This window comes from Pseudomonas fjordensis, assembly GCF_976987115.1.
Window position 1 is genome coordinate 1 of sequence record NZ_OZ336860.1, and the last position, 26,288, is coordinate 26,288.

At 60.2% G+C, this 26,288-nt stretch carries 22 protein-coding genes and 1 pseudogene; 12 read left to right on the top strand and 11 right to left on the bottom strand.

Annotated features, from left to right (window positions below; translation table 11 throughout):
- From dnaA to gyrB, 4 genes are read left to right on the top strand one after another with little or no spacing between them, the layout of a single operon-like run.
- The gene (dnaA, locus tag ACWHXD_RS00005) at positions 1-1,518 is read left to right on the top strand and encodes a chromosomal replication initiator protein DnaA (protein ID WP_032894380.1); all 1,518 of its coding nucleotides are present in this window, start codon (positions 1-3) and stop codon (positions 1,516-1,518) included.
- Positions 1,519-1,556: 38 nt separating this feature from the next.
- Positions 1,557-2,660 carry a DNA polymerase III subunit beta gene (gene dnaN / locus ACWHXD_RS00010; protein WP_003187250.1) on the top strand — a complete coding sequence of 368 codons (1,104 nt, stop codon included), beginning with the start codon at positions 1,557-1,559 and terminating at the stop codon, positions 2,658-2,660.
- A 20-nt stretch (positions 2,661-2,680) separates the two neighbouring features.
- Positions 2,681-3,784, top strand: a complete 1,104-nt coding sequence (gene recF / locus ACWHXD_RS00015) for a DNA replication/repair protein RecF (protein ID WP_138762525.1) — start codon at positions 2,681-2,683, stop codon at positions 3,782-3,784.
- 4 nt (positions 3,785-3,788) lie between these two features.
- Positions 3,789-6,206: a DNA topoisomerase (ATP-hydrolyzing) subunit B gene (gene gyrB, locus ACWHXD_RS00020; protein ID WP_003187253.1), complete on the top strand. Its 2,418-nt coding sequence runs from the start codon at positions 3,789-3,791 to the stop codon at positions 6,204-6,206.
- A 104-nt stretch (positions 6,207-6,310) separates the two neighbouring features.
- On the opposite strand, the gene ACWHXD_RS00025 is transcribed toward gyrB, so the two are convergent.
- The gene (locus tag ACWHXD_RS00025; protein ID WP_032894379.1) at positions 6,311-7,033 is read right to left on the bottom strand and encodes a response regulator transcription factor; all 723 of its coding nucleotides are present in this window, start codon (positions 7,031-7,033) and stop codon (positions 6,311-6,313) included.
- 411 nt (positions 7,034-7,444) lie between these two features.
- On the opposite strand from ACWHXD_RS00025, the gene ACWHXD_RS00030 reads away from it, so the two are divergent.
- Positions 7,445-9,724: a CHASE2 domain-containing protein gene (locus ACWHXD_RS00030; RefSeq protein ID WP_138762562.1), complete on the top strand. Its 2,280-nt coding sequence runs from the start codon at positions 7,445-7,447 to the stop codon at positions 9,722-9,724.
- Positions 9,725-9,905: 181 nt separating this feature from the next.
- Here the strand turns inward: ACWHXD_RS00030 and ACWHXD_RS00035 are convergent, their stop codons facing one another.
- The 4 genes and pseudogenes from ACWHXD_RS00035 to glyQ all read right to left on the bottom strand — a co-directional run bounded on the left by ACWHXD_RS00035 (position 9,906) and on the right by glyQ (position 14,302).
- Positions 9,906-10,676, bottom strand: a complete 771-nt coding sequence (locus ACWHXD_RS00035; protein ID WP_044270205.1) for a lysophospholipid acyltransferase family protein — start codon at positions 10,674-10,676, stop codon at positions 9,906-9,908.
- Between the two features lie 82 nt (positions 10,677-10,758).
- A pseudogene (gene gmhB / locus ACWHXD_RS00040) lies at positions 10,759-11,328 on the bottom strand (D-glycero-beta-D-manno-heptose 1,7-bisphosphate 7-phosphatase); the annotation flags it as partial.
- Positions 11,298-13,352 carry a glycine--tRNA ligase subunit beta gene (glyS, locus tag ACWHXD_RS00045; protein ID WP_032894373.1) on the bottom strand — a complete coding sequence of 685 codons (2,055 nt, stop codon included), beginning with the start codon at positions 13,350-13,352 and terminating at the stop codon, positions 11,298-11,300. The pseudogene gmhB and the gene glyS, both read right to left, overlap by 31 nt.
- Positions 13,349-14,302, bottom strand: a complete 954-nt coding sequence (glyQ, locus tag ACWHXD_RS00050; protein WP_003187265.1) for a glycine--tRNA ligase subunit alpha — start codon at positions 14,300-14,302, stop codon at positions 13,349-13,351. Before glyQ ends, glyS begins: the two co-directional genes overlap by 4 nt.
- 81 nt (positions 14,303-14,383) lie before the next feature.
- On the opposite strand from glyQ, the gene ACWHXD_RS00055 reads away from it, so the two are divergent.
- Both ACWHXD_RS00055 and ACWHXD_RS00060 read left to right on the top strand, forming a co-directional pair.
- Entirely contained in the window at positions 14,384-14,941 is a 558-nt protein-coding gene (locus ACWHXD_RS00055) for a DNA-3-methyladenine glycosylase I (RefSeq protein ID WP_032894371.1), read from the top strand.
- A 40-nt stretch (positions 14,942-14,981) separates the two neighbouring features.
- Positions 14,982-15,869 (top strand): lysophospholipid acyltransferase, encoded by an 888-nt coding sequence (locus ACWHXD_RS00060; RefSeq protein WP_014716285.1) that lies wholly within the window; start codon positions 14,982-14,984, stop codon positions 15,867-15,869.
- Between the two features lie 135 nt (positions 15,870-16,004).
- Here the strand turns inward: ACWHXD_RS00060 and ACWHXD_RS00065 are convergent, their stop codons facing one another.
- The 5 genes from ACWHXD_RS00065 to def form a co-directional block, all read right to left on the bottom strand.
- Entirely contained in the window at positions 16,005-16,316 is a 312-nt protein-coding gene (locus ACWHXD_RS00065; RefSeq protein WP_032894369.1) for a tetratricopeptide repeat protein, read from the bottom strand.
- Positions 16,317-16,331: 15 nt separating this feature from the next.
- Positions 16,332-17,705 (bottom strand): Trk system potassium transporter TrkA, encoded by a 1,374-nt coding sequence (gene trkA / locus ACWHXD_RS00070; protein ID WP_003187270.1) that lies wholly within the window; start codon positions 17,703-17,705, stop codon positions 16,332-16,334.
- 22 nt (positions 17,706-17,727) lie between these two features.
- Entirely contained in the window at positions 17,728-19,038 is a 1,311-nt protein-coding gene (gene rsmB, locus ACWHXD_RS00075; RefSeq protein WP_138762524.1) for a 16S rRNA (cytosine(967)-C(5))-methyltransferase RsmB, read from the bottom strand.
- Entirely contained in the window at positions 19,035-19,988 is a 954-nt protein-coding gene (fmt, locus tag ACWHXD_RS00080; protein ID WP_138762523.1) for a methionyl-tRNA formyltransferase, read from the bottom strand. The genes rsmB and fmt overlap by 4 nt, the downstream gene beginning before the upstream one ends.
- A 69-nt stretch (positions 19,989-20,057) precedes the next feature.
- Complete coding sequence (gene def / locus ACWHXD_RS00085) at positions 20,058-20,564, bottom strand: peptide deformylase (RefSeq protein ID WP_003187273.1); 507 nt, start codon at positions 20,562-20,564, stop codon at positions 20,058-20,060.
- A 135-nt stretch (positions 20,565-20,699) separates the two neighbouring features.
- Between def and ACWHXD_RS00090 the strand changes: the two genes are divergently transcribed.
- The 3 genes from ACWHXD_RS00090 to tsaC all read left to right on the top strand — a co-directional run bounded on the left by ACWHXD_RS00090 (position 20,700) and on the right by tsaC (position 23,275).
- The gene (locus ACWHXD_RS00090; RefSeq protein ID WP_138762522.1) at positions 20,700-21,476 is read left to right on the top strand and encodes a peptidoglycan-binding protein; all 777 of its coding nucleotides are present in this window, start codon (positions 20,700-20,702) and stop codon (positions 21,474-21,476) included.
- A gap of 63 nt (positions 21,477-21,539) precedes the next feature.
- Positions 21,540-22,643, top strand: a complete 1,104-nt coding sequence (dprA, locus tag ACWHXD_RS00095) for a DNA-processing protein DprA (RefSeq protein WP_032894363.1) — start codon at positions 21,540-21,542, stop codon at positions 22,641-22,643.
- A 74-nt stretch (positions 22,644-22,717) separates the two neighbouring features.
- Positions 22,718-23,275, top strand: a complete 558-nt coding sequence (tsaC, locus tag ACWHXD_RS00100) for an L-threonylcarbamoyladenylate synthase type 1 TsaC (RefSeq protein ID WP_003187278.1) — start codon at positions 22,718-22,720, stop codon at positions 23,273-23,275.
- Positions 23,276-23,368: 93 nt separating this feature from the next.
- Here tsaC and ACWHXD_RS00105 read toward each other — a convergent pair whose 3' ends face one another.
- The gene (locus ACWHXD_RS00105; protein WP_098949940.1) at positions 23,369-24,346 is read right to left on the bottom strand and encodes a quinone oxidoreductase family protein; all 978 of its coding nucleotides are present in this window, start codon (positions 24,344-24,346) and stop codon (positions 23,369-23,371) included.
- Between the two features lie 178 nt (positions 24,347-24,524).
- On the opposite strand from ACWHXD_RS00105, the gene hemF reads away from it, so the two are divergent.
- A complete protein-coding gene (gene hemF, locus ACWHXD_RS00110; RefSeq protein WP_003187281.1) occupies positions 24,525-25,457 on the top strand; it encodes an oxygen-dependent coproporphyrinogen oxidase in 933 nt (310 codons plus the stop codon).
- Positions 25,457-26,275: a shikimate dehydrogenase gene (gene aroE, locus ACWHXD_RS00115; protein WP_032894361.1), complete on the top strand. Its 819-nt coding sequence runs from the start codon at positions 25,457-25,459 to the stop codon at positions 26,273-26,275. The genes hemF and aroE overlap by 1 nt, the downstream gene beginning before the upstream one ends.
- Positions 26,276-26,288 lie beyond the last annotated feature (13 nt).

Below are 26,288 nucleotides of genomic sequence, written 5' to 3' on the forward strand. Positions count from 1 at the left end.
GTGTCAGTGGAACTTTGGCAGCAGTGCGTGGAGCTTTTGCGCGATGAGCTGCCTGCCCAGCAATTCAACACCTGGATCCGTCCGCTACAGGTCGAAGCCGAAGGCGACGAGTTGCGTGTCTATGCGCCCAATCGTTTTGTCCTCGACTGGGTCAACGAGAAGTACCTGGGCCGCGTTCTCGAATTGCTCGACGAACATGGCAACGGTCTGGCGCCTGCTCTCTCCTTATTAATAGGCAGCAAGCGCAGCTCAGCTCCCCGCGCCGCGCCGAATGCGCCACTGGCCGCCGCCGCGTCGCAAGCCCAAGCTGCAGTGGCGCCTGTCGCCGCAGCACCTGCACCGACAGCTGCGCCGTCCAAACCTTCGTCGCGCAAAAATGCGCCGGAGAATGAGGAGCCGTCCCGCGACAGCTTCGACCCGATGGCCGGTGCCAGCTCCCAGCAGGCGCCTGTGCGCTCCGAGCAACGCACTGTGCAGGTAGAAGGCGCGCTCAAGCACACCAGTTACCTGAACCGCACGTTTACCTTCGAAAACTTCGTCGAAGGTAAATCCAACCAGCTGGCCCGAGCGGCCGCCTGGCAGGTCGCCGATAACCCCAAGCATGGTTACAACCCGCTCTTCCTTTATGGCGGCGTAGGTTTGGGTAAGACGCACTTGATGCACGCCGTCGGTAACCACCTATTAAAGAAGAACCCGAATGCCAAGGTGGTTTACCTGCATTCGGAGCGCTTCGTGGCCGACATGGTCAAGGCCTTGCAGCTCAACGCCATCAACGAGTTCAAGCGTTTCTACCGCTCCGTTGATGCCTTGCTGATCGATGACATTCAGTTCTTCGCACGCAAAGAACGTTCCCAGGAAGAGTTCTTCCACACCTTCAACGCCCTGCTCGAAGGTGGCCAGCAGGTCATCTTGACCAGTGACCGTTACCCGAAGGAAATCGAAGGCCTGGAAGAGCGTCTGAAGTCGCGTTTCGGCTGGGGCCTGACCGTTGCAGTCGAGCCTCCGGAGTTGGAAACCCGTGTAGCGATCCTGATGAAGAAGGCCGACCAGGCTAAAGTCGATCTGCCGCACGACGCTGCATTCTTCATCGCCCAACGCATCCGTTCCAACGTGCGTGAGCTGGAAGGCGCGCTCAAGCGGGTCATCGCTCACTCGCACTTCATGGGCCGCGATATCACCATCGAGCTGATTCGCGAGTCCTTGAAAGACTTGTTGGCCTTGCAGGACAAGCTGGTGAGTGTGGATAACATCCAGCGCACCGTGGCCGAGTACTACAAGATCAAGATTTCCGATTTGCTGTCCAAGCGCCGTTCGCGCTCGGTCGCACGTCCACGCCAGGTTGCCATGGCCCTCTCCAAGGAGTTGACCAACCACAGCCTGCCGGAAATCGGTGATGTGTTTGGCGGGCGCGACCACACCACGGTCTTGCACGCATGCCGCAAGATCAATGAACTTAAGGAATCCGACGCGGATATTCGCGAGGACTACAAGAACCTGCTGCGTACACTGACTACGTGATGACACCAGCGCAGCTTATTAAGGCAAGGGACTAGACCATGCATTTCACCATTCAACGCGAAGCCCTGTTGAAACCCCTGCAACTGGTCGCAGGCGTTGTTGAGCGCCGACAGACCTTGCCGGTGCTTTCCAACGTATTACTGGTGGTCGAGGGCCAACAGTTGTCCTTGACCGGTACCGACCTGGAAGTCGAACTGGTGGGTCGCGTCCAGCTCGAAGAGCCCGCCGAACCTGGCGAGATCACCGTGCCGGCGCGCAAGCTGATGGATATCTGCAAAAGCCTGCCTAACGATGCGCTGATCGACATCAAGGTGGATGAGCAGAAGTTGGTGGTCAAGGCTGGCCGCAGCCGTTTCACCCTGTCGACCTTGCCGGCCAATGACTTCCCAACCGTGGAAGAAGGCCCAGGCTCGCTGACGTGCAGTCTGGAGCAAAGCAAGCTGCGTCGCCTGATCGAGCGCACCAGTTTCGCCATGGCCCAGCAGGACGTGCGTTACTACCTCAACGGTATGCTGCTGGAAGTCTCTGAAGGCATCATTCGTGCGGTAGCCACCGACGGTCACCGCCTGGCGATGTGCTCGATGCGTGCCGATATCGGTCAGCCGGATCGCCACCAGGTGATCGTTCCGCGCAAAGGTATCCTTGAACTGGCGCGCTTGCTCACCGAGCCGGACGGCAATGTCAGCATCGTGTTGGGCCAGCACCACATTCGCGCGACCACCGGCGAGTTCACCTTCACTTCCAAGCTGGTCGACGGCAAGTTCCCGGACTACGAGCGTGTGTTGCCTAAAGGCGGCGATAAGCTGGTGGTCGGTGATCGTCAGGCTCTGCGTGAAGCCTTCAGCCGTACGGCGATTCTGTCGAACGAAAAGTACCGTGGTATTCGCCTGCAGCTGGCCAACGGCCAACTGAAAATCCAGGCCAACAACCCGGAACAGGAAGAGGCGGAAGAAGAAGTGGGTGTCGACTACAACGGCGCTTCGCTGGAAATCGGCTTTAACGTGAGCTACCTGTTGGACGTGCTGGGGGTGATGACCACCGAACAGGTTCGTCTGATCCTGTCGGACTCCAACAGCAGCGCCCTGGTACAAGAATCCGACAACGACGATTCGGCTTACGTTGTCATGCCGATGCGCCTGTAACCATGCTCAGCAGAAGCTAGATGTCCCTTAGTCGCGTCTCGGTCACCGCGGTGCGCAATCTGCACCCGGTGACCTTCTCCCCTTCCCCCCGCATCAATATCCTCCATGGCGCCAACGGCAGTGGCAAAACCAGCGTGCTGGAAGCCATCCACCTGCTGGGGCTTGCGCGTTCTTTCCGCAGTGCCCGCCTGTTACCCGTGATCCAGTACGAACAATTGGCCTGCACCGTATTTGGCCAAGTGGAACTGGCTGAGGGCGGTCATAGCAGCCTGGGGATATCGCGTGATCGCGGTGGGGAATTTCAGATCAGAATCGACGGGCAAAATGCGCGCAGCGCAGCGCAGTTGGCAGAGATCCTGCCGTTGCAGCTGATCAACCCCGACAGCTTTCGATTGTTGGAAGGTGCCCCGAAAATCCGTCGGCAATTCCTCGACTGGGGCGTGTTCCACGTGGAACCACGCTTTATGGCCACTTGGCAGCGCCTGCAGAAGGCCCTGCGGCAGCGGAACTCATGGCTGCGGCATGGTACACTTGACGCCGCTTCGCAAGCAGCCTGGGACCGTGAACTGTGCCTGGCCAGCGACGAAATAGATGAATACCGCCGCGCCTATATCAAAGCCTTGAAACCAGTCTTTGAGCAGACCTTGAGCGAGTTGTTGGAGCTCGAGGGGCTGACGCTGAGTTATTACCGGGGTTGGGACAAAGAACGTGAGCTGAGTGCAGTGCTCGCAACGTCCTTGCAACGGGATCAGCAAATCGGCCACACCCAGGCCGGACCCCAACGCGCTGATTTGCGCCTTAGATTAGGTGCACACAATGCTGCGGATATCTTGTCCCGCGGCCAGCAGAAGTTGGTGGTCTGTGCGTTGCGTATCGCGCAGGGCCATTTGGTTAGCCAAGCTCGACGCGGTCAGTGTATTTATTTGGTGGATGACTTGCCGTCGGAGCTCGACGAGCAGCACCGCCGCTCGCTATGCCGCTTGTTGGAAGACTTACGCTGCCAGGTGTTTATCACCTGTGTAGACCACGAATTATTGAGGGAAGGCTGGCAGACGGAAACGCCAGTCGCTTTGTTCCACGTGGAACAGGGCCGTATCACCCAGACCCACGACCATCGGGAGTGAAGGCATGAGCGAAGAAAACACGTACGACTCGACCAGCATTAAAGTGCTGAAAGGTTTGGATGCCGTACGCAAACGTCCCGGTATGTACATTGGCGACACCGATGATGGTAGCGGTCTGCACCACATGGTGTTCGAGGTGGTCGATAACTCCATCGACGAAGCTCTGGCCGGTCACTGCGACGACATCAGCATTATCATCCACCCGGATGAATCCATCACCGTGCGTGACAACGGTCGTGGCATCCCGGTAGACGTGCACAAAGAAGAAGGCGTTTCGGCGGCAGAGGTCATCATGACCGTGCTCCACGCTGGCGGTAAGTTCGACGACAACTCCTATAAAGTATCCGGCGGTTTGCACGGTGTAGGTGTGTCGGTAGTGAACGCCCTGTCCGAAGAGCTGATCCTGACTGTCCGCCGTAGCGGCAAGATTTGGGAGCAGACCTACGTCCACGGCGTGCCACAGGAGCCGATGAAAATCGTCGGTGACAGTGAAACCACCGGTACCCAGATCCACTTCAAACCCTCGGAAGAAACCTTCAAGAACATCCACTTCAGCTGGGATATCCTGGCCAAGCGGATTCGCGAACTGTCTTTCCTTAACTCCGGTGTCGGCATCGTCCTCAAGGATGAACGCAGCGGCAAGGAAGAGCTGTTCAAGTACGAAGGTGGCCTGCGTGCGTTCGTTGAATACCTGAACACCAACAAGACTGCGGTCAACCAGGTGTTCCACTTCAACATCCAGCGTGAAGACGGCATCGGCGTGGAAATCGCCCTGCAGTGGAACGACAGCTTCAACGAGAACCTGTTGTGCTTCACCAACAACATTCCACAACGCGATGGCGGTACTCACCTGGTGGGTTTCCGTTCCGCGCTGACGCGTAACCTGAACACCTACATCGAAGCGGAAGGCTTGGCGAAGAAACATAAAGTCGCCACCACCGGTGACGATGCCCGTGAAGGCCTGACGGCGATCATCTCGGTCAAGGTACCGGATCCGAAGTTCAGCTCCCAGACCAAAGACAAGCTGGTGTCTTCCGAAGTGAAGACCGCAGTTGAACAGGAAATGGGTAAGTACTTCTCCGACTTCCTGTTGGAAAACCCGAACGAAGCCAAGCTGGTCGTCGGCAAGATGATCGATGCTGCCCGCGCCCGTGAAGCCGCGCGTAAGGCCCGTGAGATGACCCGCCGTAAAGGCGCGCTGGATATCGCCGGCCTGCCAGGCAAACTCGCTGACTGCCAAGAGAAGGACCCTGCCCTCTCCGAACTGTACCTGGTGGAAGGTGACTCTGCTGGCGGTTCCGCCAAGCAGGGTCGTAACCGTCGCACCCAGGCCATCCTGCCGTTGAAGGGTAAGATCCTTAACGTTGAGAAGGCCCGCTTCGACAAGATGATTTCCTCCCAGGAAGTCGGCACCTTGATCACAGCGTTGGGCTGCGGTATCGGCCGCGACGAGTACAACATCGACAAGCTGCGCTACCACAACATCATCATCATGACCGATGCTGACGTCGACGGTTCGCACATCCGTACCCTGCTGCTGACCTTCTTCTTCCGTCAGTTGCCGGAGCTGATCGAGCGTGGCTATATCTACATCGCTCAGCCGCCGTTGTACAAAGTGAAAAAGGGCAAGCAAGAGCAATACATCAAAGACGACGACGCCATGGAAGAGTACATGACGCAGTCGGCTCTGGAAGATGCCAGCCTACACTTGAATGACGAAGCGCCGGGTATCTCCGGTGAGTCGCTGGAGCGACTGGTCAACGACTTCCGCATGGTCATGAAGACGCTCAAGCGTTTGTCGCGCCTGTACCCACAGGAGCTGACCGAGCACTTCATCTACCTGCCGGCCGTAAGCCTGGAGCAGTTGGGCGATCACGCCGCCATGCAGGATTGGCTGGCCCAATACGAAGTGCGCCTGCGTACTGTGGAGAAGTCTGGCCTGGTGTACAAAGCCAGCCTGCGTGAAGACCGCGAACGTAACGTATGGCTGCCAGAGGTCGAACTGATCTCCCATGGCCTGTCCAACTACGTCACCTTCAACCGCGACTTCTTCGGCAGCAACGACTACAAGACCGTCGTCACCCTCGGCGCGCAACTGAGCACCCTGCTGGACGACGGTGCCTACATTCAGCGTGGCGAACGCAAGAAGCAGGTCAAGGAGTTCAAGGAAGCCTTGGACTGGTTGATGGCGGAAAGCACCAAGCGTCATACCATCCAGCGCTATAAAGGTCTGGGCGAGATGAACCCGGATCAGCTCTGGGAAACCACCATGGACCCTGCTCAGCGTCGCATGCTGCGCGTGACCATCGAAGACGCCATTGGCGCAGACCAGATCTTCAACACCCTGATGGGTGATGCGGTCGAGCCTCGTCGTGACTTCATCGAGAGCAATGCTTTGGCGGTGTCTAACCTGGACTTCTGATCAGGTACATCTGCTGAAAACAAAAGGCCAACGCTTAGCGTTGGCCTTTTTTGTTGGTTCGCAGTCGCGCATTTTTAAATGCTCCACGTGGAACATCAGCCTATTTAACTTTCCACGGCGGGTGTCACGCTCTCCAATCGATACCCGTAGCCGTAGATCGTCAACAGCTGCCAGCCGCGATCCGCCGTCAGCCCTAGCTTGTTACGCAGGCGGTAGATATGCGTGTCCAACGGCCGCGACGAGACCATTTCTTCGTGACTCCAGAACCGCTCATACAGGTACTCGCGAGACAACGGGCGGGCCAAGTTGGCAAACAAACAGCTGGCTAGACGGTATTCCCGTTCTGTCAGGTTGATGGGTTTGCCTGCGCGGGTCACAGTTAGTTCGGCATCGTCGAACGTCAGGTCGTTAAAGCTCTGCACTTCCTGGCTAGCCGACTTCTGCAACCCGTGGCGCCGCAGGACGGCACTGACGCGTGCTTTGAGTTCGTTGGGCCGAAACGGCTTGCTGACATAATCGTCCGCCCCGCTATTCAACGCTGTCACGATGTCGCTCTCGGCATCGCGGCTGGTGAGCATGATGACGGCGGGAGGCGATTCCATGTGCTCGCGAGTCCAGCGCAATAACGCTATCCCGGAGATGTCCGGCAGTTGCCAGTCGAGGATCAGCAGGTCAAAGGTTTCCCGACGCAGCTGGCGCAGCAGGTCTTCACCGCGCTCAAAGAAATGCAGGGACCAGGGCTGTTCAGCCGGTCCGGGAATCTGTCGCAGTGTCTGTTCCACCCGTCGCAACTCCGCGGGTTCGTCATCCAGTATTGCGACACGCATAGGCGGGGTCCTTCCTACAAAAATACGAGAGCTTGAATGGGGGGCACATGGTGTACAAATGCCGGCCTCTGAATCTGAATAATTATGGACGGATTCTACAGTGCTTCGATCTCTCGATACGCTGAAAGCGCCGTAAACTCAATTCTCTGTGATCTTCGAAGAAGATATCGGCTCCTGTTGGTCTGGAAAAGGCTCGGCGCCGATCGCCTCGCCCGTGCGTCATGCCTGCTCCAATGTGCGGTATCGTTCATCGTGCGGCCGTGGGAAGTCCTTCAATGAGACCGAAATAAGCTTCACTGGTTTCAGAACACCGCATGCACTTCATCGCAACCCCATGGAGAGGGATCCTGGGCTTATGACACGTTTACTTATTGACCATCAATGCCTTGGCACGCTCGTGGCGGTAGCCCTGTGAACCTATGGCGCAAAGCCGAGAAACGCCAACCTACCCAGGCCCAGCTTTTGTTCCATGGGTTGGTTCGTGAATGGCTGCTGATCGGTCTGGTACTCCTGCCCTTTACCGCCTACTTATCCTTGAGCGCTGGCCTGGCGCTTAACAATCCGCTCTATGACAGCCTGCGCCGCCTCACGCCCTTACCGGTGGACCCACGCATCGTTCTGGTGACTATCGATGCGCCGAGCCTGGAAGCACTTGGCCCGTGGCCTTGGCCGCGTAGCGTACATGCCGACCTGATTGAACGCCTGAACGCTGCCCAGCCGGCGGGTATTTTGTTTGATGTGATCTTCAGTGAGAGCGGCAACAGCAATGACGACCAGCGCCTGGCCGATGCCGTATGCAAAGCCGGCAATGTATTGCTGCCCATCGCCGGGGATAGCAGCGTCAGCCCCAAGGCCCAGGTAACGCCGTTGTCGCCACTGCTCAAGTGCGCCAAGGGCGTCGGGCACATCAACGTCGAAGCGGATAAAGACGGTGTGGTGCGTAGCGTGTATCTACGTGAGGGCCCTGCGGGAAGCACACTCCCTCAGTTGGCGTGGCTGGCATTCGCCATGAGCGAGCATGCCGAGACGATGCCGGGCCTGCCGCAAGAGCCTACTGGAGGGCACTGGCACCAGGAACATGAGATTCGTGTGCCGTTCACTTCGGAACCAGACCCTTTTCCCAGCGTGTCCTACGTCAGCGTATTACGTGGCGAGGTACCTCCCGAGTCGCTGCGGGGTCGCCTGATTCTGATCGGCGCCTCAGCCTATGGCATGGCCGATCGTTTCGTGACGCCGCTCTCTTCCACCGTAGGTACCACAGCGGGGGTTGAGATCCAGGCGGACGTACTGAATGGTTTATTGCAGGGCCGCAGCATCGTCGATCTGCCCGGCTGGCTGGCGGCGTTGCTGGCAACGTCCCTGGTGGCCCTGCTGCTGGGCCTTCTGCTTGTGCGCCCCCGCTACGCCCTGTGGATGACCTTGGCAGGCATGGCCGCGGCGTTGCTGGGCTCATGGGCCCTATTGCGCCTGGGCCACTGGTGGAGCCCCGCAGCGTGCCTGATCGGTTTGCTGCTCAGTTACCTGATCTGGAATTGGCGGCGCCTGAGCGTAATCCTCGCCTACTTTGGCTGGGAACTGGCACGCCTGGATAACGAACCTAAGGTCCTTCCGGAACGGCGTCGCGCGCCCGCCAGCAAGGGCGATGTGTTGCAAGGGCGCATCTTTGCCCTTGAACAAGCCGTCAGCCGTACCCGCGATACGCGGCGCTTTATGGCGGACGGCTTGGAGTGCCTGCCGGTAGCAACCCTGATCACCGACCCTCAGGGCAGCATCCTGTTGGCCAACCGCGTGGCCCGTGAAGTATTCGGCAATGACCTAGTCGGCGAAAACCTCGTCGAACAGCTTGCTGATCTGGGCTATCCCCCGCTGCACAATGGTGTACGCCCTACCCTGTCGGCGCTGGAACTGGTCGAGTTTCGCGATATCCACCAACGCAGTTTGCGCATGGAATTGGCACCCTTGCTGCCTGCCGAAGGGGATTTCGCCCTCGGCTGGTTGTTGAGCCTCACGGACCTGAGCAAGGAGCGTGAAGCCCAGCAGCACCGCGAGACGATGCTGCGTTTCCTGTCCCATGACCTGCGTGCACCGCATTCAGCGATCCTCGCCCTGCTGGACGTGCACAACGGAGAGTCCCCTGTGTTTGCCCAAATCGAACAGCAGGTACGGCGCGCCTTGAGCCTGACCGAGTCCTTTGTGCAATTGGCCAAGGCTGAAGCGGACGGTTACCAGTTCCAGCCCACCCTGTTTGCCATGCTGGTGATGGATGCCTTTGATCAGGTGGCGGTGATTGCGCAGTTGAAGGGCATCCATTTGGTTCACGACCTGGATGAGGCGGACGAGGCCATGGTCTACGCCGACCAATCACTGCTCACCCGGGCGTTGTTTAATGTGCTGGAGAACGCGATCAAATATTCCCAATCCGGTACCACCGTCAGGTTGAAGCATGGCAGTGCGCAAGGTTGGTTGGAGTGCAGGATAAGTGACCAGGGACCGGGGATTGCGCCTGAGGATCTGCCGGAGTTGTTCAACCAATACCGACGTTTCGATTCGGCCCAGGGCAGCGAAGGTCTTGGGTTGGGCCTGACCATGGTCAAGGCGGTAATAGAACGGCACGGTGGGCGCATCGTGTGTGAAAGTGAGCTGGGCAAGGGCTCGACGTTTATCCTGCTGCTGCCGTTATTGGAGGACTGAAAAAGCGGCTTTTCTGCTGTGCATAAAAAACCGGTCACAAGGACCGGTTTTTTTATGAAGAAAAAACTTATGCACGTTTTTCTGAATTTTATGAGCTTCAGAAATATGTAAGTAAATCAGCTTGTTATGATGCAAAAAAGCCAATTCGCCAACAAAGCGTACACAGGTTATCCACAGATGCTCATACTGCCGGCGTTTCCACCACGACGGGTTCCGGTGGTAGGGAGCCCATGGCGCGTTGCTGCGCTTCATTCCATGCCGCAGCACGGTCATTCAGAGCGGCGATGGCACGTGGTCCTTCGCCTTCTGCATACATCGGCTCGCCGATCACCACGGTGATAGTGCCCGGGCGTTTGGCCCAGCCAGTCTTGGGCCAGAACTTGCCGGCGTTATGCGCAATCGGCAGCACAGGCAGGTTGGCGTTGACCGCCAGGGCGGTACCACCGCGTGAGAACTTGCCCACGGTGCCGTAGGGCACCCGCGTGCCCTCGGGAAAGATCAGCACCCAGACGCCGTCCTTGAGCAACTCATCGCCCTTCTTGGCGACATGCTTGAGCGCAGCCTTGGGGTTGTCACGGTCGATGGCGATCGGACGCAACATGGCCATGGCCCAGCCGAAGAACGGCACATACAGCAACTCGCGCTTGAGCACCTGGCTCAATGGCGAGAAGTACGCCGAAAGGAAGAACGTCTCCCAGGTGCTCTGATGGTTGGAGAGAATCACGCACGGTTGATCAGGGACGTTTTCAGCGCCTTTGATCTCGAAACGAATATTCAGGAACACCTTGCTCAGCCACAACGCGCAGCGGCACCAGTAGACGTTGATGAAGCGATAGCGCGCCTTGAAGGGCAGGAACGGTGCAATAAAAAAGCTCAGGGTGCACCAGAGAAACGAACTGGTGCCCAGCAGCAGGTAAAAGAAAAAGGTTCTGATGGCCTGCAAGATCGACATGGCGGCATTTACCGTTGCGGGACACGGCCCGCCTGTTAAAAGCGCACTCCCGAACAGTCCTTGGTCAGGAAGTCGAGGGCGGCTAGTTGTTGATAAGTTCTGCGGCAACAGCCGCCAGATCGTCAAAAATCAAGGTGCCTACCGGCAGGTTTTTAGCCTGGGTCTTTTCGCCTTTCCCGGTTTTAACCAAAACTGGCTGAGAGTCGACGGCTTTGGCCGCCTCCAGGTCACCGAGGCTGTCCCCGACGAACCATATCCCAGCCAAGGGCACCTTGTAATGTTCTGCAATAATTTTCAACATGCCAGGCTTGGGCTTGCGGCAATCGCAGCCCTCATCCGGCCCGTGGGGGCAGTAAACCACCAGCCCCACCTCACCGCCCTGTTCGGCCACTAACGCGCGCAAACGCGCGTGCATGGCCTCCAGGGTCGCGATGTCGTAGTACCCGCGGGCGATGCCGGACTGGTTGGTGGCGATGGCCACCGTCCAGCCGGCTTTGCTCAACTGCGCAATGGCCTCGATCGAACCGGGCAGTGGGATCCACTCCTCCACCGACTTGATGTAAGCGTCGGAGTCGTAGTTGATCACCCCGTCCCGATCGAGAATCAGCAGTTTCAACATGGTCAGCCCAGTACGGAGATGTCGGCGATATTGATGAACAAGCCACGCAGGCGCGCGAGCATGGCGTAGCGATTTTTGCGCACGCCAGCATCGTCGGCATTGATCATCACCGCTTCGAAGAACGCATCCACCGGCTCACGCAAGGACGCCAGGCGCGCCAACGCTTCAGCGTAGTTACGCTCGGCGATCAGCGGCTTCACGGCGTTCTCGGCCTTGGCGATGGCCGAGTTCAGCGAGAACTCCTTGGCATCGGCAAACAGGCCCGGGTCAACTTCAGCAGTGCCGAGGTTGTCGGCCTTGCTCAGCAGGTTCGACACGCGCTTGTTCACGGCGGCCAGGGCATCGGCTTCCGGCAGCTTGCGGAACGCTTGCACGGCTTGTACACGCTGGTCGAAGTCCAGCGCCGAGCCCGGTTGCAGCGCACGTACCGACAGGTAGACGGAAACGTCCACGCCTTCGTCTTCGTAACGCGCACGCAGGCGGTCGAACACGAACTCCAGCACTTGCTCGGCCAGGCCGGCTTGCTTGACCTTGGTGCCGAACTGGCCGACGGCGAATACCACGGCCTGGGTCAGGTCGAGGTCCAGCTTTTTGTCGATCAGGATACGCAGCACGCCCAAGGCCGCACGGCGCAGGGCATACGGGTCTTTGCTGCCGGTGGGCAGCATGCCGATACCGAAGATACCCACGAGGGTGTCCAGCTTGTCGGCAATGGCCACGGCCGCACCGGTCAGGGTGCTCGGCAGTTCTGCGCCGGCACCGCGGGGCATGTACTGCTCGTTCAGAGCCAGGGCGACATCATCCGGCTCGCCGTCGTTGAGGGCGTAGTAGTAACCGGCCACGCCTTGCATCTCTGGGAACTCGCCGACCATTTCGGTGGCCAGGTCGCACTTGGACAGCAAGCCGGCACGGGCGGCCCAGGCTGCGTCGCCGCCAATACGTGGGGCAATGTAGGCCGCCAGCTTGGAAACACGCACGGCTTTGTCGTAGACGCTGCCGAGTTTTTCCTGGAACACCACGTTTTGCAGGCGCAGGTTGAAGTCTTCCAGCTTCTGCTTCTTGTCTTGCTTGAAGAAGAACTCGGCGTCGGTCAGGCGCGGGCGCACGACTTTTTCGTTACCGGCGATGATCTGCTGTGGGTCTTTGCTTTCGATGTTGGCCACGGTGATAAAACGCGGCAACAACTTACCGTCCACGTCCAGCAGGCAGAAGTACTTCTGGTTGTCCTGCATGGTGGTGATCAAGGCTTCTTGCGGCACGTCGAGGAAACGCTCTTCGAACGAGCACACCAGCGGCACCGGCCATTCCACCAGGGCGGTCACTTCGTCCAGCAGGCTTGGCGGCACGATGGCAGTGCCTTCCTGCAGACGGGCCAGCTCTTCGGTGCGCTTGCTGATCAGCTCGCGACGCTCATTGGCGTCGGCCAGCACATAAGCGGCGCGCAGATCGTTGAGGTAGTTGGCCGGCGAAGTGATGCGCACGCTTTCTGGATGATGGAAGCGGTGACCACGGGAATCACGACCCGCCTTCTGGGCGAGGAGGGTGCAATCGATGACCTGGTCACCGAGCAGCATCACCAACCATTGGGTTGGACGCACGAACTCTTCCTTGCGCGCACCCCAGCGCATGCGCTTGGGGATAGGCAGGTCGTTCAGGGAATCTTCAACGATGGTCGGCAACAGGCTGGCGGTCGGCTTGCCGGTGATGACCTGGCTGAAACGCAGTTTCGGGCCGCTTTGGTCGATCTCGCTCAGTTCCACGCCACACTTCTTGGCAAAGCCAAGGGCGGCCTGGGTCGGGTTGCCTTCGGCGTCGAAAGCCGCCTGGCGCGGTGGGCCATCCAGGTTGATGCTGCGGTCCGGCTGCTGGGTTTCCAGCGCGGTCAGCAGCACAGCCAGGCGGCGCGGCGCAGCGTAGACTTTTTTGGCTTCAAACTTCAGGCCGGCAGTCTGCAGGCCTTTTTCGATACCGGCCAGGAATGCATCGGCCAGGGTATTGAGGGCCTTGGGTGGCAGCTCTTCGGTGCCCAGTTCAACCAGGAAATCTTGAGCACTCATTGTGCAGCCTCCAGCTTAGCCAACACTTCATCACGCAGGTCCGGGGTTGCCATCGGGAAGCCCAGCTTGGCGCGAGCCAGCAGGTAGGCTTGGGCGACGGAACGCGCCAGGGTGCGCACACGCAGGATGTATTGCTGGCGCGCAGTAACCGAAATGGCACGGCGGGCATCCAGCAGGTTGAAGGTATGGGAGGCCTTCAACACCATTTCATAGCTTGGCAACGGCAGCGGCTGGTCGAGCTCGATCAGGCGCTTGGCTTCGCTTTCATAGAAGTCGAACAGTTCGAACAGCTTGTCGACGTTGGCGTGTTCGAAGTTGTAGGTGGACTGCTCCACCTCGTTCTGGTGGAACACATCGCCGTAGGTCACCTTGCCGAACGGGCCGTCAGCCCACACCAGGTCGTAGACCGAGTCCACGCCTTGCAGGTACATGGCCAGGCGTTCCAGGCCATAGGTGATCTCGCCGGTGACCGGGTAGCACTCGATGCCGCCGGCTTGCTGGAAGTAAGTGAACTGCGTCACTTCCATGCCATTGAGCCAGACTTCCCAGCCCAGGCCCCAGGCGCCCAGGGTTGGCGATTCCCAGTTGTCTTCGACGAAACGGATGTCGTGCACCAGTGGGTCCAGGCCCACATGTTTCAGCGAGCCCAGGTACAGCTCCTGGAAGTTATCCGGGTTGGGCTTCAATACCACCTGGAACTGGTAGTAGTGCTGCAGACGGTTCGGGTTTTCGCCGTAGCGGCCGTCAGTCGGGCGGCGACTGGGCTGCACATAAGCGGCGTTCCAGGTTTCCGGGCCGATGGCCCGCAGGAATGTAGCGGTGTGGAAAGTGCCGGCGCCTACTTCCATATCGTAGGGCTGAAGTACCACACAACCTTGCTCGGCCCAGTATTGCTGGAGGGCGAGGATCAAGTCTTGGAAGGTACGCACGGCTGGCGTAGGCTGGCTCACGAAATTCACCTGTTACTTGGGCTGCGATTTAAAGAGCGGGAGTATACCCGATTCGGCCCCGCCACCACTCCCTGGAGCCTTATGCCACGCTGCTTTTGGTGTTCTGAAGATCCGCTGTACATGGCTTATCACGATCAAGAGTGGGGAACGCCGCTGCGCGATGCGCAGGGTTTGTTCGAGTTGCTTTTGCTCGAAGGGTTCCAGGCAGGCCTGTCCTGGATCACCGTTTTACGCAAACGCGAGCATTATCGAAAGGTGTTGTTCGGCTTTGATGCGCAGCGTCTGGCGCAGTTGAGCGATGAAGAAATCGAGGTGCTGATGCAGGACCCGGGCATCGTGCGCAATCGCTTGAAGCTCAACGCTACCCGGCGCAACGCCGCGGCCTGGCTGGCGCTGGAGGATCCGGTGGGGTTGCTGTGGTCGTTTGTCGACGGTAAACCCAAGGTCAATCACTTCAAGGATCGCAGCGACGTCCCGGCGATCACGCCCGAAGCCGAAGCCATGAGCAAAGCCTTGAAAAAGGCCGGCTTCACCTTCGTCGGGCCGACCATCTGCTACGCCTTCATGCAGGCCTCGGGCATGGTCATGGACCACACCCAGGACTGCGACCGTTACGCGGACTTGGTCAACGCCGGTTAGAATGCCGGCTTTGCGCACCACACACGATCAGGAGTGACCTGTGGAAAAGTTTAAAGGCGCCTTGCTGGTAGGCGCTCTTCGGTTGTTTGCCCTGCTGCCCTGGCGCGCCGTACAAGCCGTCGGCACGGGGATCGGCTGGATCATGTGGAAAACCCCCAACCGTTCCCGCGATACGGTGCGGATCAACCTCTCCAAATGCTTCCCGGACATGGACCCGGCAGAGCGCGAGCGCCTCGTGGGCCGCAGCCTGATGGACATCGGCAAGTCCCTCACCGAAAGCGCCTGTGCGTGGATCTGGCCGGCGCAGCGCTCTATCGACCTGGTCCGCGAAGTCGAAGGCCTGGAAGTGCTGCACGAGGCCCTGGCTTCTGGCAAAGGCGTGGTAGGCATCACCAGCCACCTGGGCAACTGGGAAGTGTTGAACCACTTCTATTGCAGCCAGTGCAAACCGATCATTTTCTATCGCCCGCCCAAGCTCAAGGCGGTGGACGAGTTGCTGCGCAAGCAGCGCGTGCAGTTGGGCAACCGCGTGGCGGCGTCCACCAAGGAAGGCATTCTCAGCGTGATCAAGGAAGTGCGCAAAGGCGGCCAGGTGGGCATTCCTGCTGACCCGGAGCCGGCTGAATCCGCCGGGATCTTCGTACCGTTTTTTGCCACCCAGGCGCTTACCAGCAAGTTCGTGCCGAACATGCTTGCGGGCCACAAGGCGGTGGGGGTGTTCCTGCATGCCCTGCGGCTGCCGGACGGCTCGGGTTACAAGGTGATTCTGGAGGCGGCACCGGAGGACATGTACAGCACCGACACCGCGACGTCCTGTGCGGCGATGAGCAAGGTAGTAGAGCGTTATGTCGGCGCTTACCCAAGCCAGTACATGTGGAGCATGAAACGCTTCAAGAAACGCCCGCCGGGTGAGGCGCGGTGGTATTGACTCACCGCTGACTCAAGGTCTATGCGAAACCAATGTGGGAGCGGGCTTGCTCGCGAATGCGGTGTATCAGCTACTTATTCAGTGACTGACACTCTGCATTCGCGAGCAAGCCCGCTCCCACCTTTTGATCTTTATTCAGGCCTGGCGATCTAGTTTCTTCAGAAACACTGTCATCTCTTTCTCGGCCTGTTTGTCGCCATGGGCCAACGCCGCTTCTATGCCTTTTTCCCAAGCGTGTCGTGCCCCAGCGTTATCACCCTGCCCCAACTGCGCCTTGCCCAACAACTTCCACGCCGCCGAATACTTCGGATCGAACTCGACGCATCGCTGCAAATGCTCGGCCGCCTTGGCGTTGTCCTTCAGGTCCAGGTAACCCTTGCCCAGGCCAAAGCGCAGCAGCGAATTGTCCACGCCCTTGGCGAGCATTTTTTCCAGGGACTCCAGCATCGGTTCACTCCTTGATCAGAAAAAGCTCAACCCCACGTGGAACAGCTTCTCCACATCGCGGATATGTTTTTTATCCACAAGGAACAAAATCACATGGTCACCGGTGGCGATCACCGTGTCGTCATGGGCAATGATCACTTCTTCATCGCGAATGATCGCGCCAATGGTGGTGCCCGGCGGCAGGCCGATATCGCGTATGGCCTTGCCAATCACTTTGCTGGACTTGGAGTCACCGTGGGCAATCGCCTCGATGGCTTCCGCTGCCCCACGGCGCAACGAGTGCACGCTGACAATGTCGCCACGGCGCACGTGGGCGAGCAAGGTGCCGATGGTTGCCAACTGCGGGCTGATGGCAATGTCGATATCGCCGCCCTGAATCAGGTCCACATAGGCCGGGTTGTTGATGATGGTCATCACCTTCTTCGCCCCCAGCCGTTTGGCCAGCAAGGACGACATGATGTTGGCTTCGTCATCGTTGGTCAGGGCCAGGAAGATGTCGGCGTCGGCGATGTTCTCTTCCATCAGCAGGTCACGGTCCGAGGCGCTGCCTTGCAGTACGACTGTGCTGTCGAGGGTGTCGGACAAATGCCGGCACCGCGTCGGGCTCATCTCGATGATCTTCACCTGGTAGCGGCTTTCGATGGCTTCGGCCAAACGCTCGCCGATCTGCCCACCGCCGGCGATGACGATGCGCTTGTAGCTTTCGTCGAGCCTGCGCATTTCGCTCATGACTGCGCGAATATTCGCCTTGGCGGCGATGAAAAACACTTCGTCGTCGGCCTCGATCACCGTATCGCCCTGAGGCAGGATCGGCCGGTCACGGCGGAAAATCGCGGCCACGCGGGTTTCCACGTTCGGCATATGCTCGCGCAGCTGGCGCAGTTGCTGGCCCACCAGCGGCCCGCCGTAATAGGCCTTCACGGCCACCAGTTGCGCTTTGCCTTCGGCGAAGTCGATGACCTGTAGCGCACCTGGAATTTCGATCAGGCGCTTGATGTAGTGGGTCACCACCTGTTCCGGGCTGATCAGTACGTCCACCGGGATGGCGTCGTTATCGAACAGACCGGCGCGGGTCAGGTACGCCGCTTCGCGCACCCGAGCGATCTTGGTCGGAGTGTGGAACAGGGTGTGGGCGACCTGGCAGGCGACCATGTTGGTCTCGTCGCTGTTGGTCACGGCCACCAGCATGTCGGCATCGTCGGCACCGGCCTGGCGCAGCACCGTCGGAAACGACGCGCGGCCTTGCACCGTACGGATGTCCAGGCGGTCGCCCAGGTCGCGCAAACGCTCGGAATCGGTGTCGACCACGGTGATGTCGTTGGCTTCACCGGCCAAATGTTCGGCCAGCGTGCCACCGACCTGCCCTGCTCCAAGGATGATGATTTTCATCCGGTCACTCCCTTAAAACCATTCAGCCGCGTGCGGCGGCGATCTTGATCAGTTTGGCGTAGTAGAAGCCATCGTGCCCGCCTTCTTGCGCAAGCAGTTGGCGACCGTGGGGCTGCTTGATGCCGGCCGTGGTAGCGAGGTCCAGCTCACGCGCGCCGCTGGTGCGGGCGAGGAAGGCTTGGATGACCTCGGTATTTTCGGTGGGCAAAGTGGAGCAGGTGGCGTAAAGCAGGATGCCGCCGACTTCCAAGGTGGGCCACAGCGCGTCGAGCAGTTCGCCTTGCAGCACCGCCAAGGCGGCGATGTCGTCGGGCTGGCGGGTCAGCTTGATGTCCGGATGACGGCGGATCACGCCGGTGGCCGAGCAAGGGGCGTCCAGCAGGATGCGCTGGAAGGGCTTGCCGTCCCACCAGGCGGCGGTGTCGCGGCCATCCGCGGCGATCAGCTCGGCGCTCAAGCCCAGGCGTGCGAGGTTTTCCCGCACGCGCACCAGGCGCTTGGCTTCAAGGTCCACCGCGACGACACCGGCCAGGCCTTTTTCCACTTCAAGGATGTGGCAGGTCTTACCGCCGGGCGCACAGCAGGCGTCGAGTACGCGCTGGCCGGGGGCAAGGTCGAGCAAGTCGGCGGCCAACTGCGCAGCTTCGTCCTGCACACTGATCCAGCCTTCGGCAAAGCCTGGCAGGCTGCGCACATCGGCAGCCGCTTCGAGCACGATGCCGTCCGTGCTGTACACACAGGGCGTGGCGTTGGTGCCAGCGTCCGCCAGTAACTGCAAATACGCGTCACGGCTGTGGTGACGGCGATTGACCCGCAGGATCATCGGCGGATGCGCGTTGTTGGCTGCGCAGATGGCTTCCCATTGCTCAGGCCAAAAGGCTTTCAGGGATTTTTGCAGCCAACGCGGGTGGGCGGTGCGCACCACCGGATCATGTTCCAGCTCGGCCAGCAGGGCTTCGCTTTCGCGCTGGGCGCGGCGCAGCACGGCATTGAGCAGGGCCTTGGCCCAGGGTTTTTTCAGCTTGTCGGCGCAACCGACGGTTTCACCGATGGCGGCGTGGGCGGGCACGCGGGTGTAGAGCAACTGGTAGAGGCCCACCAGCAACAGCGCCTCGACATCGGCGTCTGCCGCTTTGAACGGTTTTTGCAGCAGCTTGGCGGCCAGCGCAGACAACCGTGGCTGCCAACGGGCGGTGCCAAAGGCCAGGTCCTGGGTGAAACCGCGATCCCGGTCTTCGACCTTATCCAGTTGCGTCGGCAATGAACTGTTCAGCGAAGCCTTGCCGTTGAGGACGGCGGCGAGAGCCTTGGCGGCGGCCAGACGTGGGTTCATTGAGTGACCACCCCAAGCGTGGTGCCCAGGGCGAATTTCTCACGACGGCTATTGAACAAATCGCTGAAGTTCAGCGCCTTGCCGCCGGGCAATTGCAGACGCGTCAGGCACAGCGCCTGTTCGCCGCAAGCTACCAACAGGCCGTCTTTGCTGGCGCCGATGATCTCGCCGGGAGCGCCTGTGCCATCGGCCAGGGTCGCGGCCAACACTTTCAAGGCTTCGCCGTTGAGGGTGCTGTGGCAGATCGGCCATGGGTTGAAGGCACGTACCAGGCGCTCCAGCTCCACGGCCGGGCGGCTCCAGTCAATGCGCGCTTCGTCCTTGTTCAGCTTGTGGGCGTAGGTGGCCAGGCTGTCGTCTTGGATTTCACCTTCCAGGGTGCCGGCAGCGAGGCCGGCGATGGCCTGGATCACGGCGGGCGGGCCCAGCTCAGCGAGGCGGTCGTGCAGGCTGCCGGCGGTGTCTTGGGCGGTGATCGGCGTGGTGACCTTGAGCAGCATCGGCCCGGTATCCAGGCCGGCTTCCATGCGCATCACGGTCACGCCGCTCTCGCTGTCGCCGGCTTCAACGGCGCGTTGAATCGGCGCCGCACCGCGCCAGCGTGGCAGCAGTGAAGCATGGCTGTTGATGCAACCCAGGCGCGGGATATCCAGTACCGCCTGGGGCAGGATCAAGCCGTAGGCCACCACCACCAGCAGGTCCGGCTTCAGCGCGGCCAGTTCGGCCTGGGCCTCGGCGTTACGCAGGGTCGGCGGCTGCAACACGGGAATGTTGTGCTCCACCGCCAACTGCTTGACTGGGCTGGGCATCAGTTTTTGCCCGCGACCGGCCGGGCGATCCGGCTGGGTGTACACCGCGACGATGTCATAAGGGCTGGCAAGCAGCGCCTTGAGGTGTTCGGCGGCAAATTCAGGAGTGCCGGCAAAAACAATGCGCAATGGCTCGGTCATGGGAGTTCTCGGTTAAAAACAGTCACAAAAGAAAAAGGCTTGCCGCAGCAAGCCTTTGGAAGAAGGGCATCAGGCTTGCTGGCGATGCTTTTTTTCCAGCTTCTTCTTGATGCGGTCACGCTTGAGCGTGGACAGGTAATCGACGAACAGCTTGCCGTTGAGGTGGTCGCATTCATGCTGGATGCACACCGCCAGCAGGCCTTCGGCAATCAGCTCGAAAGGCTTGCCGTCACGGTCCAGCGCCTTGATCTTCACGCGCAGCGGGCGTTCCACATTCTCGTAGAACTCCGGCACCGACAGGCAGCCTTCCTGGTATTCGCCCATCTCTTCGGTCAGCGGTTCGAACTCAGGGTTGATGTACACCCGAGGTTCGCTGCGGTCTTCCGACAGGTCCATGACCACGACGCGCAGATGCACGTTGACCTGGGTCGCGGCGAGGCCGATGCCCGGGGCTTCATACATTGTTTCAAACATGTCATCGACCAACTGACGAACCTTGTCGTCCACTACGGCCACCGGCTTGGCGATCGTGCGCAGGCGCGAGTCGGGAAATTCGAGGATGTTCAAAATAGCCATAAGCGTAATTGCTGCACATGTGAGGAAGAGACAAATCGGCGGTGGGATGGACCCATACGGCCGGTGTGAAACGCTCGGAAGCCGCGAAGGCCATGGCATTTCACGCGAACGCACATAATAAAGGAGATTCACCCCATGAGGAAATCGCTACTCGTCTTGCTGCTTTGGGCCCCGTTCGCCACGGCGTTGATTGCGCAACCTACTGAGCGGCTGGATCAGGCAGCGCAACAGGCCATCCAGCACTTCTTACTGCACAACCGTATTTTTGACTCGCCCCAGGACCTGGACAAAGCCCCTTACATTATTGCCGCGCAAGGCGGGCGCGTGCTGGGCGCTAACGACGAGCGTGTGTTTGCACGCGGTCAACTGGACCCGGCCCAGCCAAGCTACGGGATATTTCGGCGGGGCAAGGCCTACACCGACCCCGATACCCAGGAATTACTCGGCATCAATGCCGACGACATCGGCACTGCGCGCTTTGTGCTTGCCGACAGCCTCACCACCCTGGCAGTGCAGCGGGTGACCCAGGAGATTCGCCCAGGTGACCGTTTGTTGCGCGCCGAGCCTCCCGTTGCTTTGGCCAGCCTGGAAGCCGGCAAACCTGCACCCTTGATTACAGGGCACATCATCGACATCCCCAAGGGCGTCACGCAGATCGGCGTGCTCGACGCTGTGACCCTCAACAAGGGCCGCCGCGATGGCTTGGTGGAAGGCCAACTGCTCACAGTGATCAAGGCTGGCGCCACCGTGCGAGACGCCCTCGGCGGCATGCCCACTCCCCTTCCGGATGAGCGAGCCGGCACCCTGCTGGTGTTTCGTACCTATGAAAAACTCAGCTATGCCCTGGTGCTCAGTGCTTCACGGTCGTTGGCCGTGCAAGACCGTTTCGAGACGGCTGATCAAGCGCAATAAATAGCCTGCTAAATAAGTTACCAACAGAGTTATCCACAGCTTGTTCCGGTCAAGGATGATCATATGAATCCGATAAACAGTAGCGATATTTCCCCGGCAGAGCTGGAAGCCCGGCTACGCTTGCACAGGCTGCCAGAACTGGGGCCCAAGCGTTTTCACGTATTGATCCAAGCCTTTGGTTGCGCTTCCAAGGCCCTGAGTGCTCCCGCCAGCGCCTGGCGTTCCCTCGGTTTGCCCGCCGTCAGTGCCGAGGCTCGACGTAGCCCCCAAGTACGTGACGGTGCCAGTGAGGCGTTGGCCTGGCTGGCGCGCCCGGCCCAGCATTTGCTGATGTGGGACCAACCGGATTACCCGGCGTTGCTCGCGCAGATCGACGATGCACCGCCGTTGTTATTCGTTGCGGGCGACCCCGGTATTCTGGAAAAACCACAGTTGGCCATGGTCGGTAGCCGGCGCGCCTCGCGCCCGGGCATGGACACGGCAGCGGCCTTTTCCCGCAGCCTGGCGAGCGCCGGTTTTGTCATCACCAGCGGGCTGGCAGTGGGCATTGATGGCGCGGCGCACCAGGCGGCATTGGACGTGGGCGGCCATACCATCGGCGTGCTCGGCACGGGCCTGGAAAATTTTTATCCACAGCGCCATCGCAAGCTCGCTGCGGCGATGATTGCCCAAGGCAGCGCCGTGGTTTCCGAGTTTCCGCTGGATGCCGCGCCCCAGGCCGGTAATTTCCCACGGCGCAACCGAATCATCAGCGGGTTGTCGTTAGGCGTACTGGTGGTGGAGGCCAGTATCGCCAGCGGCTCGCTTATCACCGCACGCCTGGCCGCGGAGCAAGGGCGTGAGGTGTACGCGATTCCGGGCTCCATCCACCACCCCGCCGCCAAAGGCTGTCATCAACTGATCCGTGATGGCGCGGTGTTAGTGGAAACCATCGAGCACATACTTGAAGGCCTGCGTGGTTGGCAGCGGTTGTCCCATGCGGCACCGGTGCCCGTGACCCATCCGCTGGTGGCGCTGCTGCACGCGGCACCGCATAGCAGCGAAGCCTTGGCGATTGCCAGCGGTCGGCCGTTGTCCCAAGTACTGGCCACCCTTACAGAGCTGGAGTTGGAGGGCCAGGTGATTTGCGAAAGCGGGCGCTGGCTGGCGCGGTGTCCGCTTTGGTAGTGGCCCGTTTTTGGCGCTAGGTTTTGTAACGAAGATCGGTAAACTGCCCAGAGCTTTAGTCCGGAGAGTTAACAATGGTCAACAGGTGGCGTGTGCTGGAAGCCGCACGGGAAATTCGCGCAGGCGCGGTGATCGCCTATCCGACCGAAGCGGTCTGGGGCCTGGGCTGCGACCCGTGGAACGAAGAAGCAGTGGATCGGCTGTTGGCGATCAAGAACCGCTCGGTCGACAAAGGCCTGATCCTGGTGGCGGACAATATTCGTCAGTTCGACTTTCTGTTTGAAGATTTCCCGGACACGTGGGTCGAACGCATGGCCAGCACCTGGCCAGGGCCGAATACCTGGCTGGTGCCCCATCAGGACTTGCTGCCCGAGTGGGTCACGGGTGTGCATGACACCGTAGCGTTGCGGGTCAGTGATCATCCGTTGGTGAGAGATTTGTGCGCCGAGGTCGGCCCGTTGATTTCCACCTCGGCCAACCCCCAGGGGCGCCCGGCAGCCCGCACGCGGATTCGCGTGGAGCAGTATTTTCGCGGGCAAGTGGACTTGGTGTTGGGCGGTGCCCTGGGTGGGCGCAAGAACCCGAGCCTGATTCGGGATTTGGTAACGGGTGATGTGGTGCGCCCGTCCTGACACCGCAGTGCACCCATCGCAGGCAAGCCAGCTCCCACATTTGATCAGTGTTCGCCGTCAAATGTGGGAGCTGGCTTGCCTGCGATGAGGCCCTTAAGGCAGCAGAATGGTCGACCCAGTCGTGCGCCGCCCCGATAACTCCGTCTGCGCTTTGGCCGCCTCCGCCAGCGAGTAGCGCTGGTTGATATCAATGCGCACCTTGCCACTCTTGATCATCGAAAACAGATCGTCCGCCATCGCCTGCAAGTTCGCCGGGTTGTTCGCGTAGGTCGCCAAAGTCGGCCGGGTGACGTACAGCGAACCCTTCGCCGACAGAATCCCCAGGTTCACCCCATCCACCGCCCCCGACGCGTTGCCGAAGCTCACCAACAAGCCCCGCGGCGCCACGCTGTCCAGGGAAGTCAGCCAGGTGTCCTTGCCGACGCCGTCGTACACCACCGGGCATTTCTTGCCGTCAGTCAATTCCAGTACGCGTTGTGCGACATCTTCCTTGCTGTAGTCGATGGTTTCCCAGGCGCCCAGCGATTTGGCCAAGGCCGCCTTTTCCGGCGAACTTACCGTACCGATCAACTTCACCCCCAAAGCCTTGGCCCATTGGCAGGCCAGGGAACCGACGCCACCGGCGGCGGCGTGGAACAAAATGGTCTCTCCGCCTTTGAGCTCATAGGTCTGGCGCAGCAGGTACTGTACGGTCAGGCCTTTGAGCATGGCACCGGCGGCCTGTTCAAAGCTGATCTCATCCGGCAGGTGCACCAGGTTGGCGGCAGGCAACACGTGCAACTCGCTATAGGCACCCAGCGGGCCGCTGCCGTAGGCCACACGGTCGCCGACTTTGAATTGGCTGACTTCACTGCCAACGGCATCGACTACGCCAGCGCCTTCCGCACCCAGGCCCGATGGCAGGGCGGGCGGCGCATAGAGGCCACTGCGGAAATAGGTGTCGATGAAGTTCAGGCCGATAGCTTCGTTGCGCACCCGTACCTGCTGTGGGCCAGGCTCCGCTGGCGTGTAGTCCACATACTCAAGCACTTCGGGCCCGCCATGGGCGCTGAACTGGATACGTTTGGCCATCTGCACTTCTCCTTGGGTTCGAATCTGCGTAGCCCCCTATCGGACTCCTAAGCTTGATCTTCGTCAACTGCCGCGCACCTAAGTGCAGTGGCATCTAAGCGCAGTGGTATCCTGTGCGCCCATTTGCCGCCGACGCCCCATGGGCCTCGCGTAGCTTTGCCCGATTCAAGGTGATGCCATGACTACCCGCACCGAGGCCGTTAAAGCCTACCTGCTTGACCTGCAAGACCGCATTTGCAGCGCCCTGGAAACCTTCGAGACGGACACTCGCTTTATCGAAGACGCCTGGACCCGGCCAGCCGGCGGTGGCGGTCGCACCCGTGTGATGGAAAACGGTTCGGTGATCGAAAAAGGCGGCGTCAACTTTTCCCACGTGTTCGGCAGCGGTTTACCACCGTCTGCCAGTGCCCATCGCCCCGAGCTGGCCGGCCGTGGCTTTGAAGCGCTTGGCGTGTCACTGGTGATCCATCCGCATAACCCGCATGTACCGACTTCCCACGCCAACGTGCGGTTTTTCATCGCTGAAAAAGAAGGCGAAGAACCGGTGTGGTGGTTCGGCGGTGGCTTCGATCTCACCCCGTATTACGGCAATGAAGAAGACTGCATTCACTGGCACCGAGTGGCCGAGCAGGCCTGTGCGCCGTTTGGCCCGGATGTGTACGCACGCTACAAGGCCTGGTGTGACACCTACTTCCACATCAAGCATCGCAACGAACCCCGTGGCATCGGTGGGTTGTTCTTCGATGACTTGAACGAGTGGGGCTTTGACACCTGCTTCGCCTTCATCCGCGCCATCGGCGATGCCTACATCGACGCCTACCTGCCGATTGTGCAGCGTCGCAAGGCCATGGCGTACACCGAGCAACAGCGCCAGTTCCAGGAGTTCCGCCGGGGCCGCTACGTTGAGTTCAACCTGGTCTATGACCGTGGCACCCTGTTCGGCCTGCAATCGGGCGGGCGTACAGAGTCGATCCTGATGTCGCTGCCACCCCAGGTACGCTGGAGCTACGACTGGAAGGCCGAAGCCGGCAGCGAAGAGGCGCGCCTTACCGACTACTTCCTGCAAGACCGTGACTGGCTCGGCGTTGCCGCGCCCAAGGCGGCGGTGTGATGGACCGTTATGTCGTGTTCGGCAACCCCATCGGCCACAGCAAATCGCCGCTGATTCACCGTCTGTTCGCCGCCCAGACCGGCGAGCAGTTGGACTACAGCACGATGCTCGCGCCGTTGGAGGACTTCACCGCCTGTGCCCGTGAGTTTTTCCAACAGGGCCGTGGCGCCAACGTGACCGTGCCGTTCAAGGAGGAGGCCTACCGTCTGGCCAATACCCTGACCGAACGAGCCCAGCGCGCCGGTGCCGTGAACACCTTGAGCAAACTGGATGACGGCACCTTGTTGGGCGACAACACCGACGGCGCGGGCCTGGTGCGCGATTTGACGGTCAATGCCGGGCTGACCCTGCAAGGTAAACGCATTCTGTTATTGGGCGCCGGTGGCGCGGTGCGCGGTGCGCTGGAGCCGTTGCTGGCGCAGCAACCCTCGTCGTTGATCATCGCCAACCGCACCGTGGAAAAAGCCGAGTTACTGGCTGAGCTGTTCGATGACCTGGGCCCGGTGTCTGCCAGTGGTTTCGACTGGTTGCGTGAGCCGGTGGACGTGATCATCAATGCCACGTCGGCCAGTCTGTCAGGCGATGTACCGCCGATTGCCGGCAGCCTGATCGAGCCGGGCAAGACCTTCTGCTACGACATGATGTACGCCAAGCAACCCACCGCGTTCTGCCGCTGGGCGAGCGAGCAAGGCGCGGCGGTGGCGATGGATGGCCTGGGCATGCTGGTGGAACAAGCGGCAGAAGCCTTTTTGCTGTGGCGTGGTGTGCGCCCGGATTCGGCGCCGGTACTGGCCGAACTGCGCCGGCAATTGGCCTGATTCCACGCGCTGA